This is a genomic window from Rhizobium sp. RU33A (genome assembly GCF_900156055.1).
Lineage (GTDB): Bacteria > Pseudomonadota > Alphaproteobacteria > Rhizobiales > Rhizobiaceae > Allorhizobium.
This window is the reverse complement of record NZ_FTMQ01000006.1, coordinates 228952-243176: the sequence shown is the minus strand read 5'-3', so window position 1 is coordinate 243176 and position 14225 is coordinate 228952. Positions and strand designations below refer to the sequence as shown.

At 61.4% G+C, this 14225-nt stretch carries 12 protein-coding genes; 5 read left to right on the top strand and 7 right to left on the bottom strand.

Annotation, left to right across the window (positions count from 1 at the left end; translation table 11 throughout):
- Positions 1 to 4 precede the first annotated feature (4 nt).
- Together BW978_RS20130 and BW978_RS20125 are read right to left on the bottom strand one after the other, a co-directional pair.
- Positions 5 to 1210: a multidrug effflux MFS transporter gene (locus tag BW978_RS20130; RefSeq protein WP_076397612.1), complete on the bottom strand. Its 1206-nt coding sequence runs from the start codon at positions 1208 to 1210 to the stop codon at positions 5 to 7.
- Positions 1211 to 1239: 29 nt separating this feature from the next.
- Positions 1240 to 2145: a DMT family transporter gene (locus tag BW978_RS20125; protein WP_076397611.1), complete on the bottom strand. Its 906-nt coding sequence runs from the start codon at positions 2143 to 2145 to the stop codon at positions 1240 to 1242.
- Positions 2146 to 2374: 229 nt separating this feature from the next.
- Between BW978_RS20125 and BW978_RS20120 the strand changes: the two genes are divergently transcribed.
- Positions 2375 to 4909 carry a methyl-accepting chemotaxis protein gene (locus tag BW978_RS20120; protein ID WP_076397663.1) on the top strand — a complete coding sequence of 845 codons (2535 nt, stop codon included), beginning with the start codon at positions 2375 to 2377 and terminating at the stop codon, positions 4907 to 4909.
- Between the two features lie 24 nt (positions 4910 to 4933).
- Here the strand turns inward: BW978_RS20120 and moaA are convergent, their stop codons facing one another.
- Positions 4934 to 5920 (bottom strand): GTP 3',8-cyclase MoaA, encoded by a 987-nt coding sequence (moaA, locus tag BW978_RS20115; protein ID WP_244552018.1) that lies wholly within the window; start codon positions 5918 to 5920, stop codon positions 4934 to 4936.
- A 205-nt stretch (positions 5921 to 6125) separates the two neighbouring features.
- On the opposite strand from moaA, the gene BW978_RS20110 reads away from it, so the two are divergent.
- The gene (locus BW978_RS20110; RefSeq protein ID WP_076397609.1) at positions 6126 to 6488 is read left to right on the top strand and encodes a gamma-butyrobetaine hydroxylase family protein; all 363 of its coding nucleotides are present in this window, start codon (positions 6126 to 6128) and stop codon (positions 6486 to 6488) included.
- Here the strand turns inward: BW978_RS20110 and BW978_RS20105 are convergent.
- Positions 6469 to 6960, bottom strand: coding sequence for a MarR family winged helix-turn-helix transcriptional regulator (locus BW978_RS20105; protein ID WP_076397608.1), 492 nt, complete (start codon positions 6958 to 6960; stop codon positions 6469 to 6471). The genes BW978_RS20110 and BW978_RS20105 overlap by 20 nt on opposite strands.
- Before the next feature lie 48 nt (positions 6961 to 7008).
- Between BW978_RS20105 and BW978_RS20100 the strand changes: the two genes are divergently transcribed.
- The gene (locus BW978_RS20100; RefSeq protein ID WP_083697659.1) at positions 7009 to 7935 is read left to right on the top strand and encodes an alpha/beta hydrolase; all 927 of its coding nucleotides are present in this window, start codon (positions 7009 to 7011) and stop codon (positions 7933 to 7935) included.
- Between the two features lie 67 nt (positions 7936 to 8002).
- Positions 8003 to 8611, top strand: coding sequence for a pyridoxamine 5'-phosphate oxidase family protein (locus tag BW978_RS20095; protein ID WP_076397607.1), 609 nt, complete (start codon positions 8003 to 8005; stop codon positions 8609 to 8611).
- A gap of 13 nt (positions 8612 to 8624) precedes the next feature.
- Here the strand turns inward: BW978_RS20095 and BW978_RS20090 are convergent, their stop codons facing one another.
- Together BW978_RS20090 and BW978_RS20085 are read right to left on the bottom strand one after the other, a co-directional pair.
- Entirely contained in the window at positions 8625 to 9689 is a 1065-nt protein-coding gene (locus BW978_RS20090; RefSeq protein ID WP_076397606.1) for a GGDEF domain-containing protein, read from the bottom strand.
- A gap of 217 nt (positions 9690 to 9906) precedes the next feature.
- A complete protein-coding gene (locus tag BW978_RS20085) occupies positions 9907 to 11514 on the bottom strand; it encodes a fumarate hydratase (RefSeq protein WP_076397605.1) in 1608 nt (535 codons plus the stop codon).
- A 167-nt stretch (positions 11515 to 11681) separates the two neighbouring features.
- Between BW978_RS20085 and BW978_RS20080 the strand changes: the two genes are divergently transcribed.
- On the top strand, positions 11682 to 12554 hold the full coding sequence (locus BW978_RS20080; RefSeq protein ID WP_175616921.1) for a GGDEF domain-containing protein: 873 nt from the start codon (positions 11682 to 11684) through the stop codon (positions 12552 to 12554).
- A gap of 50 nt (positions 12555 to 12604) precedes the next feature.
- Here the strand turns inward: BW978_RS20080 and fumC are convergent, their stop codons facing one another.
- Positions 12605 to 13993, bottom strand: a complete 1389-nt coding sequence (gene fumC, locus BW978_RS20075; protein WP_076397603.1) for a class II fumarate hydratase — start codon at positions 13991 to 13993, stop codon at positions 12605 to 12607.
- Positions 13994 to 14225: the final 232 nt, after the last annotated feature.

Here is a 14225-nt window from a genome sequence, read left to right as displayed (position 1 = left end):
GGGCTCACCGCTCTTCCCCTGGCGCAAAGCGCAGGAAAACGACTGCGACGAGGGCAAGGATGCAGCAGGCGAGCATGACGAGCAGCAAGGGCATTGCGCCGGTTTCGACCGACAGTATGCGGGATGCAAGCCAGGAGACGAAGGCGCCGCCGCCCATGGTGATCGCGCCACCGAGCCCGGAAGCCGAGCCCGCGAGTTCCGGCCGGACGCTGACGATGCCGGCATTGGTGCTCGGCAGGGAGAGGCCATTGCCGAAGCCGACGACGACCTGCGGGGCGAAGAAGGCCAGATAGGAGACATATCCCTGGGCAAGCAGGATGATCGGAATGGCGGCGCCGACCAGCGCGACCACGCCACCGACCAGCATCATTATGTCGATGCCTGCGCGGCGAGCGAAACGACCGGACAGATAGTTGCCGGCAATATAGCCGGCTGCGATGAACATGAACTGCAGGCCGAGCATGCTGGGCGTCAGGCCCATCAGTGTGCCGCCGACGAAGGGTGCACCGCCGAGAAAGGCGAAGAAGGCGCCAGACGTGAAGGTGCCGGCCATGGTGTAGCCCCAGAAGCGGGGGGATGCGAGAAGCCGCGGCCAGGCCCGGAACTGTTCGGAAAAACTGCCACTCTTCTGGCGGTTGGTCTCGCCGAGATCGCGGTAGACAAGCAGCAGGACGGCAAGTGCTGCAATCAGGATGGCTGCGAAATTCGAGCGCCAGCCGAAATTGTCGCTGAGCACGCCGCCGAGCGTCGGGCCGATCATCGGGATGAGCGTCATGCCCATGGTCACATAACCGATCATCGAGGCCGCTTCGTCCATGGGGACCATGTCGCGGATGATGGCGCGGGATAGAACGAGACCCGCGACCACAGCCGTCTGGATCATCCGGGCGAATGTCAGGACCTCGATCGAGCTTGCCAGCAGGCAGACCAGTGAGGAGACGATCAGGATCAGCAGTGCGCCGATCATCACCGGTCGCCGGCCGTAGCGATCCGACAGAGGGCCGATGACCAGCTGCACCAGGGCGGTCATCGCAATATAGCCGGAGACCAGGACCTGCACCCGGTCGTAGTCGACGCGCAAATCCAGCGCCATGGCCGGCAGCGCCGGCAGAAAAATGTTCATCGTCAGGGCCGACAATCCGGCAATCGCCACGAGACTGACGATATGCGGGGCCGTGGCCCTGTCGAGAAAGCGAGACTGCTGCTGCACGCTCAAATGTCCTTGCACTGCAATCGAGATCAGCCCGGGGAGGCCGGATCGGCGCGGCGGGCGAGGGCCGCCTTTCGCTTGCTCTCGCGATAGAATGTGTAGAGGCCGGAGCCGATGACAATGGTAGCGCCGACGATCATCCAGACATCCGGCACTTCACCGAAGAAGAGCATGCCGAGCAGAACCGCCCAGAGCAGGCTTGTGTAGCGGAAGGGCGCGATGAAGGAGATCTCGCCGGTACGCATGGCCATGATGATCGCCTGATAGCCGGCAAACAGGAAGATCGAGGCAAAGGCGAGCTTGCCGAGCGCGCTGCCGGACATCGGTTGCCAGCCGCCGAAGACGGGAATGAGCAGCAGGCCGGCAAAGGAGATGGAGGCTGCGGTGAAAAGGGTGACCGAGAGCGACGAGATGCTTGGATCTATCCGGCGCGTGACGAGATCACGGCCGGCTGCGGTGATCACGCAGAAGACGATGTAGAGCGAGGCGAGCGTAAAGCCCTCCGGGCCTGGCTGGATGATGACGAGCACGCCGATGAAGCCGAGACCGATCGCCGTCCATCGACGCCAGCCCACGGGCTCCTTGTAGAACAAGGCGGCGCCAAGGGTCACGGCCAAAGGCAGAGACTGCAGGATTGCCGAGGCATTGGCGAGCGGCACCTGGCCGAGCGCTGCGAGGAAGGCGACGGCTGCGACCGTCTCGAAGGCGATGCGCAGCAGGATCAGGGGCTGCAGGATGTTCTTGATGTGGTCGAGCGCACCCATGCGGCGCGCTACGATATAGACCAGCACGGCGGTGAAGGCGCCGCGCACGAACATGATCTGCGCCACGGTCAGTTCCGAGGTAACCGATTTCGTCAGAGCGTCGTTGAAGGTGAAGCCCGCCATCGAGATCGCCATCAGAAGGGCGCCTCGGGTGTTCTCGGATAATGCCATGCTCGATTCCCGTGCGTACCCGCTGGTTCTAGACCAAGGAGCACGCGCGAGAAACCTTATTCCCGCTGTTGTGGCCCTGAAACGATGCTGCAGTGCCAAAAACGCGGTGGCCGGTTAACCTTTGCTCAAACTCCCAAGGACAAGCTCGCCGATGGAACTGCATGAGGCGGCTCCTTTCCTTCGATCCTGCGCGATGAGCTCGCGGGATTTCGGCCTTTCCGAGGGTCTCATGAGTTTTATTGATCGCCTCCTGCAAAGTCGCAGGATCGTCACCAAGGTTTTGCTTTTTGTTGTTCCTCTCGTTCTGCTCATGGCCGGTGTCGGCCTCCTGGGCTATTGGACTGCCACCACCCTCAACGGGCATATGACCGTCACGCGTGCCACAATCGGCAATATCAGCGATCTGGAGAAGCTGCAGCAGGGCCTGCAGGAGTTCAGCCTCGATCCGACAGAGGAGAGCAGGGCAGCTCTTCTTTCGGCCATCGACAGTCAGGACAGGGGGCTCGGTGTGCTGAACGGCGTGCTCGCCAAGCAGGCTCAGACCGTCGACCTGTCGGCACTGACGCAGTTGCCGGCGCAGATGCGAGTTCAGACTTCGACCCTGTGGGACAACAAGACCGCGCGCGAGGAACTGGATTCCGGCCTGAACGCGGCCGTTGCCGCCTTGCAGGCGGAGGGCCAGCAGATCGTCAAGCAAGTCGATTTCGTCCGCGACGATCTTGCCGGCAAGGAGCGCTTCGCCAAGGAACTGCTGTTCGACGCCTCCGCCTTCAAGACGCTGCTCGACCGTCTCGGCAAATTGCGTGTCGGCGTGCAGATGGCCTTCACTCCGGAAGAACAGCTCGACGAAGCCAAACTCTATCTCGCTCCGATGCAGAAGGATCTGGCCAAGGCAAACGAGATCGCGTCCGAAAAGGGCAAGGTTCTCGTTGGTGAAGTTGGTGCCGCAATCGCCAAGATTGAGACGATCCTTGGCCAATCTGGCCCGGTCGAGGACAGTGCGCGGGAACTCGGCCTTGTGCTGTCCGAACTCGTCGAGATCGAGCAGAAGATCACATTGCAGGCCGCCAAGAACGGCGATGTCGCCGCCGATCGCTTCGTCAGCCTCGACAGACTCGTTGCCGAGCAGAAGGAGCTGATGGCCCTGGTCGATACAGCAGCACTTGGTGTTGCAACCATCGAATTGCGGGTGCAGCAGATGCTGGGTTCGCTGGACGACGAGCGCCGCGTCGTTGTCATCCGCGAAATGGAAGCGCTTCAGTCTGTCGCCGGGCGCATCTCCGAGCTCGGTGCCAAGAACAGTGCGCTTCGCGACTTCCCGCAGAAGATTGCGCCGCATCTGCTCGCGATCACCGAAAAGTCGCAAGCGATGCTGGACGCAGGGCGCAATTGGCAGAACGAACGGCTGGCCGCCAATGCGGCGGTTTCTGCTGCGATGGAATCGCTGCGCAATTTCGTCGCCCAAGCCCAGGAAATCGGCCGCGAGGACAGCGAACGGTCAGCGACGATTTCCGTCATCACCATGGTCGTCGGCACCCTGCTTGCGATCATCGGCGGTCTGATGCTGGTCGAGACACTGCGTGCGCCGCTCAAGCGGATCACCGGCGTGATGTCGCGACTGGCGAGCGGCGACCTGTCCGTCGCGATCGAGGGCCGCAATCGCGGCGACGAAATCGGCGATATGGTACGTTCGGTCACCGTTTTCCGTGATGCGGCGCTCGAAAACAGACGCCTGGAAGAAGAAGCTGAAGCTGCGCGCACCCGCTCGGAGCGGGAAAGCGCGCAGCGTGCCCAGGACCGCGCCCGTGTCGAGGCCGACCAGCGGTCTGCGCTCGAAGCCCTGTCCTCGGTGCTTGAGGCACTTGCCAACGGCCAGCTCAACGTCTCCATGCGTGACGACCTGCCGGCCGATTTCGTCGCCATGGCCTCGACATACAATCAGGCGGTGGAAGCCCTGCGTGCGACGCTCGAAGAGGTTCGTGCGGCCAGCGTCGACATCAATGCCGGCACCGAGAACCTTGCTGTCTCTGCCGATGATCTTGCACGCCGGACCGAGCAGCAGGCCGCGGCGCTTGAGGAAAGCGTAAGGGCGCTCTCGCATCTGAGCGATGTCGTACGCTCGACGGCCGACGGGGCAGGGCGCACCGCCCAGTCCGTCCAGTCGGCCCGCGATCACGCTCGCCAGTCCGGCGTGGTGGTCAAGAAGGCGGTTGAGGCGATGGCTGAAATCAGCCGTTCCTCTGAGAAGATCTCGACCATCATCGGCGTTATCGACGAGATCGCCTTCCAGACGAATCTGCTGGCACTGAACGCGGGTGTCGAAGCGGCTCGAGCCGGCGAGGCGGGCCGTGGCTTTGCTGTCGTCGCACAGGAAGTGCGTGACCTTGCACAGCGCTGCGCCAATGCAGCTAAGGAGATCAAGACGCTGATCTCCGTCAGCGGTAATCAGGTCAAGTCGGGTGTCGAACTGGTCGAGAATACCGGTGTCGCGCTGCAGTCGATCATCGATCAGGTCGAAGAGGTGCAGTCGCTGGTGGAACGCATTTCGGCTGCGACCCGCGAGCAGTCGACCGGCATCAGCGAGGTGACGTCTGCCGTGCGAGATGTCGAGCTGATTACCCAGCAGAACGCCGCCATGGTCGAGGAGAACAATGCTGAGATCCAGGGCCTGCGCCAGCGCGTCGATATCCTGATGCACAAGATCTCGCGCTTCCGCACCGATACTGAGCGCGGTGCGCCACAGGCCTATCGCCGGTCGGCGTAACTGTGAAGACCAAGCCGGCGGCGCTCAGCCGCCGGTGACGCTCATGTGGCGGGCCACCGCTGGTTTGCGGTGGTTGCGATCAATGATGAAGTCGTGGCCCTTGGGCTTGCGCGAAATCGCTTCGTCGATCGCGGCAGAAAGATAGGCATCGTCGTCGGAGGCGCGCAGTGCGGTACGCAGGTCAGCGGCATCATCCTGACCGAGACACATGTAGAGCGTGCCTGTGCAGGTCAGGCGGACACGGTTGCAGCTTTCGCAGAAATTGTGGGTGAGCGGCGTGATGAAGCCGAGACGCCCGCCGGTTTCCTTCACCTCGACATAACGGGCGGGGCCGCCGGTGCGGTAGGGAATTTCGTCGAGGGTAAACTGTTCTTCGAGCCTCTTACGCACGAGGGAAAGCGGCAGATACTGGTCTGTCCGATCCTCGCTGGTCTCGCCCATGGGCATGGTCTCGATCAGCGTCAGATCCATGCCTTCGCCATGGGCAAAGCGCAAAAGCTCCGGGATCTCGTGTTCATTGAAATCCTTCAAAGCGACAGCGTTGAGCTTGATGCCGATGCCGGCGGCCTGGGCCGCGCGGATGCCTTCAAGCACCTTGTCGAGTTCACCCCAGCGGGTGATTTCCTTGAATTTTGCAGGATCGAGCGTGTCGATGGATACGTTGATGCGGCGCACGCCGCAATCGGCAAGCTCTGCGGCATGGCGGGCGAGCTGCGAGCCGTTGGTTGTGAGGGTGAGTTCGTCCAGACCGCTGCCGAGATGGCGAGAGAGGCCGCGTACGAGATGCATGATGTTCTTGCGCACCAGCGGTTCGCCGCCGGTGAGGCGCAGCTTACGCACGCCCTTGGCGATGAAGGCGGAACAGAGCCGGTCGAGCTCTTCCAGTGTCAGGAGATCCTTCTTCGGCAGGAAGGTCATGTTTTCCGCCATGCAATAGGTGCAGCGGAAATCGCATCGATCCGTGACGGAGACGCGCAGGTAAGTAACCGACCGGCCAAAGGGGTCAATCATCGGGCTTGCTCGGTCAACGAGCGGTTCTGCATGGCGCCAATAGGCGGGGCTATGATCCAAAAAACTCTCCCGGGTGTTTGACGCAATGTGGTGCCAAGCCTTGCAGGCGTCAAGTTGACACCGGCCCGTTGCATCAATTCGGATTGCAAACGGCGCGGGATCGACCTAGGTCTGCGCCAACTGCCTGAAGCACAGCGAGAACTGCATGACCGAGATCTGGCCGACCGAACTGAAGGTGTCCAAGGACAGGCGCCTGCTGACCGTGAGCTTCAATGACGGCGTCGCAGCCGTGCTTCCTGCCGAGATGTTACGAGTGCTGTCGCCCTCGGCAGAAGTCCAGGGCCATGGTCCAGGCCAGAAAGTCACCGTGCCGGGCAAGCGCAATGTTGGGATCCGGCAGATGGTGCCGACCGGCAATTATGCCGTCCGCATCGCCTTTGACGACGGCCACGATACCGGCATCTTCACCTGGAACTATCTGCGCGAACTCGGTGAGAGCGGCGGCGAAAAATTCGCTGCCTACGAACAGGAATTGGCGGAGAAGAAACTCAGCCGCGATCCTCGCTGAGGTCAGGATCGACCAGTCCGTCGGCCGAAAGCATGCGCTGGATCAGGAGGTCCATCGTCTCGGCGAGGCGTTGGCAGTCGTCGAGCGGCGTTGCAGACAGTGTCCGCTCGATGAGCTCCGTCTGGATCTGCATCGCCTTCTCGCTCAGGCTCCGGCCCTCTTCCGTCAGGAAAAGTCTCAGTACCCGCTTGTCCCGCTGGTCGGCCCTGCGCTCGAGAAGCCCGCGCTTTTCCATCTGCGGCAACAGCATACTCATATTGGAGCGACCAACCAGCAGCTTGCGGGCGAGTTCCTGCTGGGAAATCCCTTCGAACCGGTAGAGATTGACCAGGATGTCGAGGTGCGGTGGCTTGATGTCGAGCGGAGCGAGCGCGCGTGCGAGTGCCTGCTGCATCAGCTGACAGGCGCGCGCTACCGATATCCAACTGCGAAAACGAGGATGGTCCCAGGGGAAGGCTTGCTTTTCGTTCATTCTTGTACTTTATTGTTCAGCATTGAACATTATGATGGGATTCCGACTATGCCATCCTTTCCTCTCAAGGTCACCCGCCTGGCTTTCGCGCAGCTGGAGAAGGTTTCACCCAGCGTTGCAGGCCGGATTGCCTTCGAGCTTTTCTGTCGAACCCCGAGCCGTCGGCCGAAAGGCGAAAAGGCACGGCAGGTCTTCATCGCCGGACGCAGTCGGCTGCGCCAGGCCTCGACCGTTCGTCTGGCGCTGACGCGCGGCATGGCCGCCGCTCATCACCTCAGCTCCGGACCGGAAGGCCGCAACGGGGCTCGGTTTCTCGTCGTTCACGGTTGGGGCTCGCGTGCGGAATATCTCTCTGACATGGCGCTGGGATTGCGTGAAACGGGTGCCGAAGTGGTGGCCCTTGACCTGCCGGGGCATGGTGCGTCCAGCGGCCGCCGACTTGACCTCAAGATTGCGGCCGAAGCCATCGTTGCCGCCGAGCGCCATTTCGGGCGGTTCGATGGCGTCGTCGGCCACTCTTTCGGTGGTGCCGCCGTCATGATGGCGGCAGGGCGCGTCTTTCCGGAACTGCAGCCGCTGAATGCGCCGAGAATCGCGCTGATCGGCTCACCTTCCAGCATGGGCGAGGTATTCAACGGCTTTGCTTCCATGGTGGGGCTCGGGCGTGGAAGCGTCGGCGCGATGCGCAATCGGGCCGTGGATCTCGTCGGCGCGCAGGTCGAAGACCTGGATGGTGTCGCGGTGGCGCGGCGTATCGACCGGCCGCTGCTTGTGGTGCATGCCGAGGACGACAAAGAGGTCAATGTCGGCCATGCGCAGCGCTATATCGGCGTGTCCCCGCATGTCCGCCATCTCTGGGCCAATGGCCACGGACATCGCCGAATCGTCAGCGCGCCGGAGGTGATCACTGCCGTGGCATCCTTCTTGGCCGGCGCGGAGGGCGTGTCGAGGGCCGGGGACCGCAAGGTGTCATAGAACCGTCATTGCTCTTGCCTAACCCGGGGCTGCCGCTAGGCTCGGCGGTCGGAGTGAGGAGTTCGGCATGACAGTGATAACGACGGTTGAGGATTTGAAGGCGATCTATGGTGAGGCAAGTGAGGCCTCGACCGCAAAGGTGACGGCCTCGTTGACCCCGGCTTACAGGACGATGATCGAGCACTCGCCCTTCGTGTCGCTCGCGACGGTCGGTCCGGAGGGCCTTGATTGCTCGCCCCGCGGTGATCGCGGCGCGGTGGTGCGGATCGAAGACGACCGGACGCTCGCGCTGCCGGACTGGCGCGGCAATAATCGCGTGGATTCGCTTCTGAACATCGTGCGGGACCCTCGCGTTGCACTGATGTTTCTCATTCCCGGCTCGAACAGTGTCATGCGGATCAACGGCCGGGCGGTGGTTTCGGTCGCGCCCGAACTTCTCGAAAGCTTCGAGATGGATGGACGCCATCCGCGAAGCGTCGTCGTGGTGACGATCGAGGAGGCATACTTCCAGTGTGCGCGGGCCGTGATGCGGGCGGAATTGTGGAATGTCGAAAGGCAGGTCGCGGCGAACGACCTGCCGACGCCTGGTGACATGCTGAAGGCTGCAAAGCAGGACTTCGATCGGGAAACCTATGATCGCGAATGGCCTGAGCGGGCTGCCAAGACCATGTGGTGACTTCCGGAGAGGGTCACCGCTTGTAGAGCAGCCAGCTCTTGGTGAAGTCCTTCTTCATCCCGTCTTCATAAGGCTTCGTCCGGTTCCTGCCGGCATTCTTGGCGCAATAGAGGGCGATGTCGGACTTCGCGTAGAGTTCGCCGGCATCTTCCGCATCGGCAGCCATGGCGAACCCGAGCGATATGGTGATCGGGCCGTAATTGACGCCGGTCTTGGAGTTCTTGAACGGCGTCGTTTCAAGCGCAATGCGGACTCGTTCGCAGGTCTGGAAGATTTCCTCTGCGGTGTTCCCCTCGATGATGATCGCGAATTCTTCGCCACCCGTGCGGGCGACGAAGCAGTCCTTGCGGACGTTGCTGCGGATTACGGTGGCAACTGTTGCGAGGATCTTGTCGCCGACCGGATGGCCGTAGGCGTCGTTGACCTTCTTGAAGTTATCGATATCGGCGAGCACGAGAGCCGCCAGCGGTCTGGCATCGCTCGTGTAGACGGCGGCCAGCTTTTCGTCGAAGGCGCGACGATTGGCAATGCGCGTCAGGGAATCGGTGTTGGCAATCCGCTTGTATTCATCGAGTTCACGACGGACTTCGTCCATCTCCTTCGACCGTTCGGACATCTGCACGACGGTTTGTTCGCCATGCGCCATGGTCGAGCCCGTGGCTTCCGTCAAGATACTGATGGCGCTGCGCAGGATGTCGGCGCTGTTCGTGCTCTTAGAGTTGATCCGGTGATAGGTCTCGCCGAGGAGCCGATTATAGCTTTGCAGTGAGGTCTGTTCTTGCTGCAAAAGGCGCAGCAATCCATCCAGTTCGCCGATCAGCTTGGAATGGGCGTTCTCGATGGTGCGGCCCTGATGGTTGGCGAAATACTGCTCTCCGAGCGCGTCGAGTTCGTCCTGCGTGGCACGGCTACCGAGTGCTGCCAGCTCGCGGGTGAGAGACGGATTGGAGCCGATATAGGCTTCGTAAAACAGCTCGTAATTGCGCGGGATCGGGGCTACCCCCATCGAGCGCATTGCGTATGTGATCTGTGCCGCAACGTCAGGTATCTGCGTCTTTGGCGGTGTTGCCGTGCTCATTCGGCCAACTCCAATGGTGGTCACTCGAGACATTCAAGGGTCCAAAGATTCAATTAGCGGCAAATGATTGGAAAATGTTTAATCTTGTCGCCACGAGAAGTGACGGGCGCAAAATGAGCATTCAGCGCTCACTTGCGCAACCTCTTGTAAAACAAGCGGTAATTTGCCGTTGCGGAGGTTTCCCTCCGCAACGTGCAAGCATTATTTTCGACGAGTTTCAGCCGAGATTGAATTCCTGGAAGAAATCATTGCCCTTGTCGTCGGTGACGATGAAGGCCGGGAAGTCTTCGACTTCGATCTTCCAGACGGCTTCCATGCCGAGTTCAGGATACTCCAGAACCTCGACCTTCTTGATGCAGTCCTGCGCGAGGCGTGCTGCCGGGCCGCCGATCGAACCGAGATAGAAGCCGCCATGGGTCTTGCAGGCCTCGCGCACGGCGCGCGAGCGGTTGCCCTTGGCCAGCATGACCATCGAGCCGCCGAAAGACTGGAACTGGTCGACATAACTGTCCATACGGCCGGCGGTGGTCGGTCCGAAGGAGCCTGAGGCATAACCCGTTGGTGTCTTGGCCGGACCGGCGTAGTAGACCGGATGGTTCTTCATGTAATCCGGCATGCCTTCGCCCTTTTCCAGGCGGTCGCGGATCTTCGAATGGGCGAGGTCACGGGCAACGATGATCGTGCCGGTCAGCGACAGGCGGGTCTTGACCGGATGTTTGGTGAGCTCGGCCAGAATGCCGCTCATCGGCTGGTTGAGGTCGATCTTGACGACCGAGGAGGAGAGCGCGGTGTCGTCGATCTCGGGCATGTATTTCGACGGATCGGTCTCAAGCTGCTCGATGTAGATGCCGTCGCGGGTGATCTTGCCCTTGGCCTGGCGGTCGGCGGAACAGCTGACACCGAGGCCGATCGGCAGCGATGCGCCGTGGCGCGGCAGGCGGATGACACGAACGTCATGACAGAAATACTTGCCGCCGAACTGCGCGCCCACGCCCAGAGATTGGGTGAGCTTGTGGATTTCCTTTTCCATCTCCAGATCGCGGAAGGCGTGGCCGCTCTCCGAGCCTTCGGTCGGCAGGTCGTCGAGATAGCGCGCCGAGGCGAGTTTGACGGTCTTCAGCGTCATCTCAGCGGAGAGGCCGCCGATGACGATCGCCAGATGGTAGGGGGGACAGGCTGCCGTACCCAGCGTCAGGATCTTCTCCTTAAGGAAGTCGATCATCCGATCATGGGTCAGAAGCGACGGTGTTCCCTGATACAGGAAGGTCTTGTTGGCCGAGCCGCCGCCCTTCGCCATAAATAAGAACTTGTAGGCATCCTCGCCCTCTTCATAAAGGTCGATCTGGGCGGGAAGGTTGGTCTTGGTGTTCTTTTCCTCGAACATCTTGATCGGTGCGAGCTGCGAGTAACGCAGATTGCGGCGCTCATAGGCGTCGCGCACGCCTTCTGCCAGTGCGGCATAGTCCTGCCCGTCCGTCCAGACGCGGCGGCCCTTCTTTCCCATGACGATCGCGGTCCCTGTATCCTGGCACATCGGCAGGATACCGCCTGCGGCAATGTTGGCGTTCTTCAGGAGGTCGAATGCGACAAAGCGATCATTGTCGGTCGCCTCGGGGTCTTCGAGGATCGAGGCGAGCTGTTTCAGGTGGCCGGGACGCAGCAGGTGGTTGATGTCCGAAAGCGCCGTCTCCGCGAGCAGGCGCAGACCCTCTGGCTCGACGGTCAGGATTTCCTGACCCTTGAAGGTTTCGACCGACACGAAGTCGGACGTGATCTTGCGGTAGGGGGTTATGTCTTCGCCAATTGGGAACAGATCGTCTGCCATCACAGGGCCTTTCGTGGCATCAGCTTGGAGTTTGCCGTGGTTTAAGCGTTAGCCCTTAAGATTTCAATGCGGCGAAAGCCGAAGGCTCAAGCGTTGACAGGGCGGCCGCGTATCTGAAAAACCCCGGCCCGGACACGCGTTGCGTGCGATGGATTCGGAGGTGCATGATGAGCTTGAGTGTGGCGAAGGGAACGAACTGGCGCCGATCGATCGTCGTCAAGATTTTTTTGGTCTGCTTCGTCTGCATCCATATCCCGCTGATCGCCTTGCTGCTGAACTTCGGTACGGGAGCCAGTTCGAACCCGCTGTCCGTCGGTCTTGTCGTTCTGGTGGCAACGCTGATCGGTACGGTAGCCTGTCTTGCGACGATGTGGTGGCTGACGCTCCCCTTGCGCAACCTCGCAAAGGCCATCAGCCAGTACCGTGCCGGGGGCGCCTTCAGCGAGGACCAATTGAGCAAATACGGCGAAGACGAAATTGCGGTGGTTACGCGCGCCGTCTGCGGGATGGTCGGGGAGATTTCGGCGCTTGCGGAACGGGTGAACGAAGAGCCAGGACTTGATCCGCTCACCGGTCTCATGAACGCCAGTGCCGTCTATGGCGTGCCGTTGCCGCGGCTTCCCGCACAAGTCGAGGGCGGCATCGACATCATCGTTGCCATCTTCGAGCTGGAAGCTATCGAGGCCGTGAGTGCCAAGCATGGACGCGAGGTGGCCGATCTGGCGCTCGTCGCCGTCGGTGATCTGGTGCGCTTACACTTCGCGCCCCGGCAGATTGCAGCACGCATGTCCGCAACGACCTTCATGCTGCTTTTCGCCGATGACGCGCCTCACGTCGTCCATGACTGCTGCGAGGCCATTCGGCGAAATGTAGAGCAGCTCGAAGTCGGCCCTCTCGTTCAGGGAAGCCTTCGGCTGACCTTCGGGCTCGCACCGCGCCGGGGTGATGAAGCGATGGCCGACCTCCTGCACAGGGCCGACATGGCGCTTTTCAGGGCCAAGGATACGCTTCGCACCGGGTTGGAGATGTTGAAGCCATGACGCGAGGGGGGGCTCGCACCCCTTGCGTCATGCAGAGCGGATAACAGACGTCACTGCGGTCCGATCATCAGTTCCGGCCGGACATACTGGTCGAATTCCTCGTTGGTGAGATAGCCGCCGCCGACGGCTTCCTCGCGCAGAGTGGTACCGTTCTTGTGGGCGGTCTTGGCGATCTTGGCGCAGAGGTCGTAACCGAGCTTGCCGTTGAGCGCTGTCACCAGCATCAGCGAATTCTCGACGCCCTTGCGGATGTTGTCTTCGCGGGCCTCGATACCGACGACGCAATTGTCGGTGAAGGAGACGGCGGCATCGCCCAGAAGCTGGACTGACTGCAGGAAATTATAGGCCATCATCGGATTGTAGACATTGAGCTCGAAATGGCCCTGACTGCCGGCGAAGGTGATGGCCGCCTGGTTGCCGAAGATATGCGCGCAGACCTGGGTCAGTGCCTCCGATTGGGTCGGGTTGACCTTGCCCGGCATAATCGACGAGCCTGGCTCGTTTTCCGGCAGTGCCAGTTCACCAAGGCCGGCCCGCGGGCCCGAACCGAGGAAGCGGATGTCATTGGCGATCTTGAAGAGAGCGGCTGCTGCCGCATTGATGGCGCCGTGGGCAAAGACCATGGCGTCATGGGCGGCGAGCGCCTCGAACTTGTTCGGCGCGGTGACAAAGGGCAGGCCGGTGATCTCGGCGATTTCCTCGGCCACCTTCTCGGCAAAGCCGACAGGGGCATTGAGTCCGGTGCCTACGGCCGTACCGCCCTGGGCGAGTTCGTAGAGGCCGGGCAGGGTGAGTTCGATGCGTTTGATCGATGAGGCGACCTGGGCGGCATAACCGCCGAACTCCTGACCGAGTGTCAGCGGCGTCGCATCCTGCGTGTGCGTGCGGCCGATCTTGATGATGTGCGCAAAGGCTTTCGCCTTGGCATCCAGCGCGGAATGCAGATGCTTCAATGCGGGTAGCAGATGATGGACGACATGCTCTGACGCCGCGATGTGCATGGCCGTCGGGTAGGTGTCGTTCGACGACTGGCTCATGTTGACGTGGTCGTTGGGATGGACGGGCTTTTTCGAGCCCATCTCGCCGCCCAGCATCTCGATGGCGCGGTTCGAGATGACCTCATTGGCATTCATGTTCGATTGCGTGCCGGAGCCCGTCTGCCAGACCACGAGGGGAAAGTGGTCGTTGAGCTTGCCGTCGATCACCTCCTGGGCCGCCTTGATGATCGCGTCGCCGAGTGCCGGGTCGAGCTTGCCGAGCGCCATATTGGCGCGTGCGGCCGCCTGCTTGACGATCCCCAGCGCTCGCACCACCGGCAGCGGCTGCTTTTCCCAGCCGATCTTGAAGTTGCCGAGCGAACGCTCAGCCTGTGCGCCCCAATAGCGGTCGGAGGCGACCTCGATCGGGCCGAAAGTGTCGGTTTCTGTGCGATGGGCCATGGTTTTTCCTACCTGTGCAATGGTGGGTCTGGCTGGTAACGGAGCGGTGCTTTGCATTTAGGGAGCAACGCATGCGATGCAAGCCGATGAACATAAGTCGATGAAATTTGTCAAGTATTCTGTGCCGCCGTTGACGCCCGCCTTGTGTCGGGAGCCTGTGTCCTTTCCGGCACGTCTCACGACTAATTGTCCGCCAGTTGAAAGGGTTCATCCGTCGACCCTGTGTAGGATT

Coding starts and splice junctions, on each gene's coding strand:
- fumC (WP_076397603.1), bottom strand. CDS start 13,993: ATGGCCCATCGCACAGAAACCGACACTTTCGGCCCGATCGAGGTCGCC.
- BW978_RS20105 (WP_076397608.1), bottom strand. CDS start 6,960: ATGAACGAAAAGCAAGCCTTCCCCTGGGACCATCCTCGTTTTCGCAGT.
- BW978_RS20125 (WP_076397611.1), bottom strand. CDS start 2,145: ATGGCATTATCCGAGAACACCCGAGGCGCCCTTCTGATGGCGATCTCG.
- BW978_RS20120 (WP_076397663.1), top strand. CDS start 2,375: ATGAGTTTTATTGATCGCCTCCTGCAAAGTCGCAGGATCGTCACCAAG.
- BW978_RS20090 (WP_076397606.1), bottom strand. CDS start 9,689: ATGAGCACGGCAACACCGCCAAAGACGCAGATACCTGACGTTGCGGCA.
- BW978_RS20095 (WP_076397607.1), top strand. CDS start 8,003: ATGACAGTGATAACGACGGTTGAGGATTTGAAGGCGATCTATGGTGAG.
- BW978_RS20085 (WP_076397605.1), bottom strand. CDS start 11,514: ATGGCAGACGATCTGTTCCCAATTGGCGAAGACATAACCCCCTACCGC.
- BW978_RS20110 (WP_076397609.1), top strand. CDS start 6,126: ATGACCGAGATCTGGCCGACCGAACTGAAGGTGTCCAAGGACAGGCGC.
- moaA (WP_244552018.1), bottom strand. CDS start 5,920: ATGATTGACCCCTTTGGCCGGTCGGTTACTTACCTGCGCGTCTCCGTC.
- BW978_RS20100 (WP_083697659.1), top strand. CDS start 7,009: ATGCCATCCTTTCCTCTCAAGGTCACCCGCCTGGCTTTCGCGCAGCTG.
- BW978_RS20080 (WP_175616921.1), top strand. CDS start 11,682: ATGAGCTTGAGTGTGGCGAAGGGAACGAACTGGCGCCGATCGATCGTC.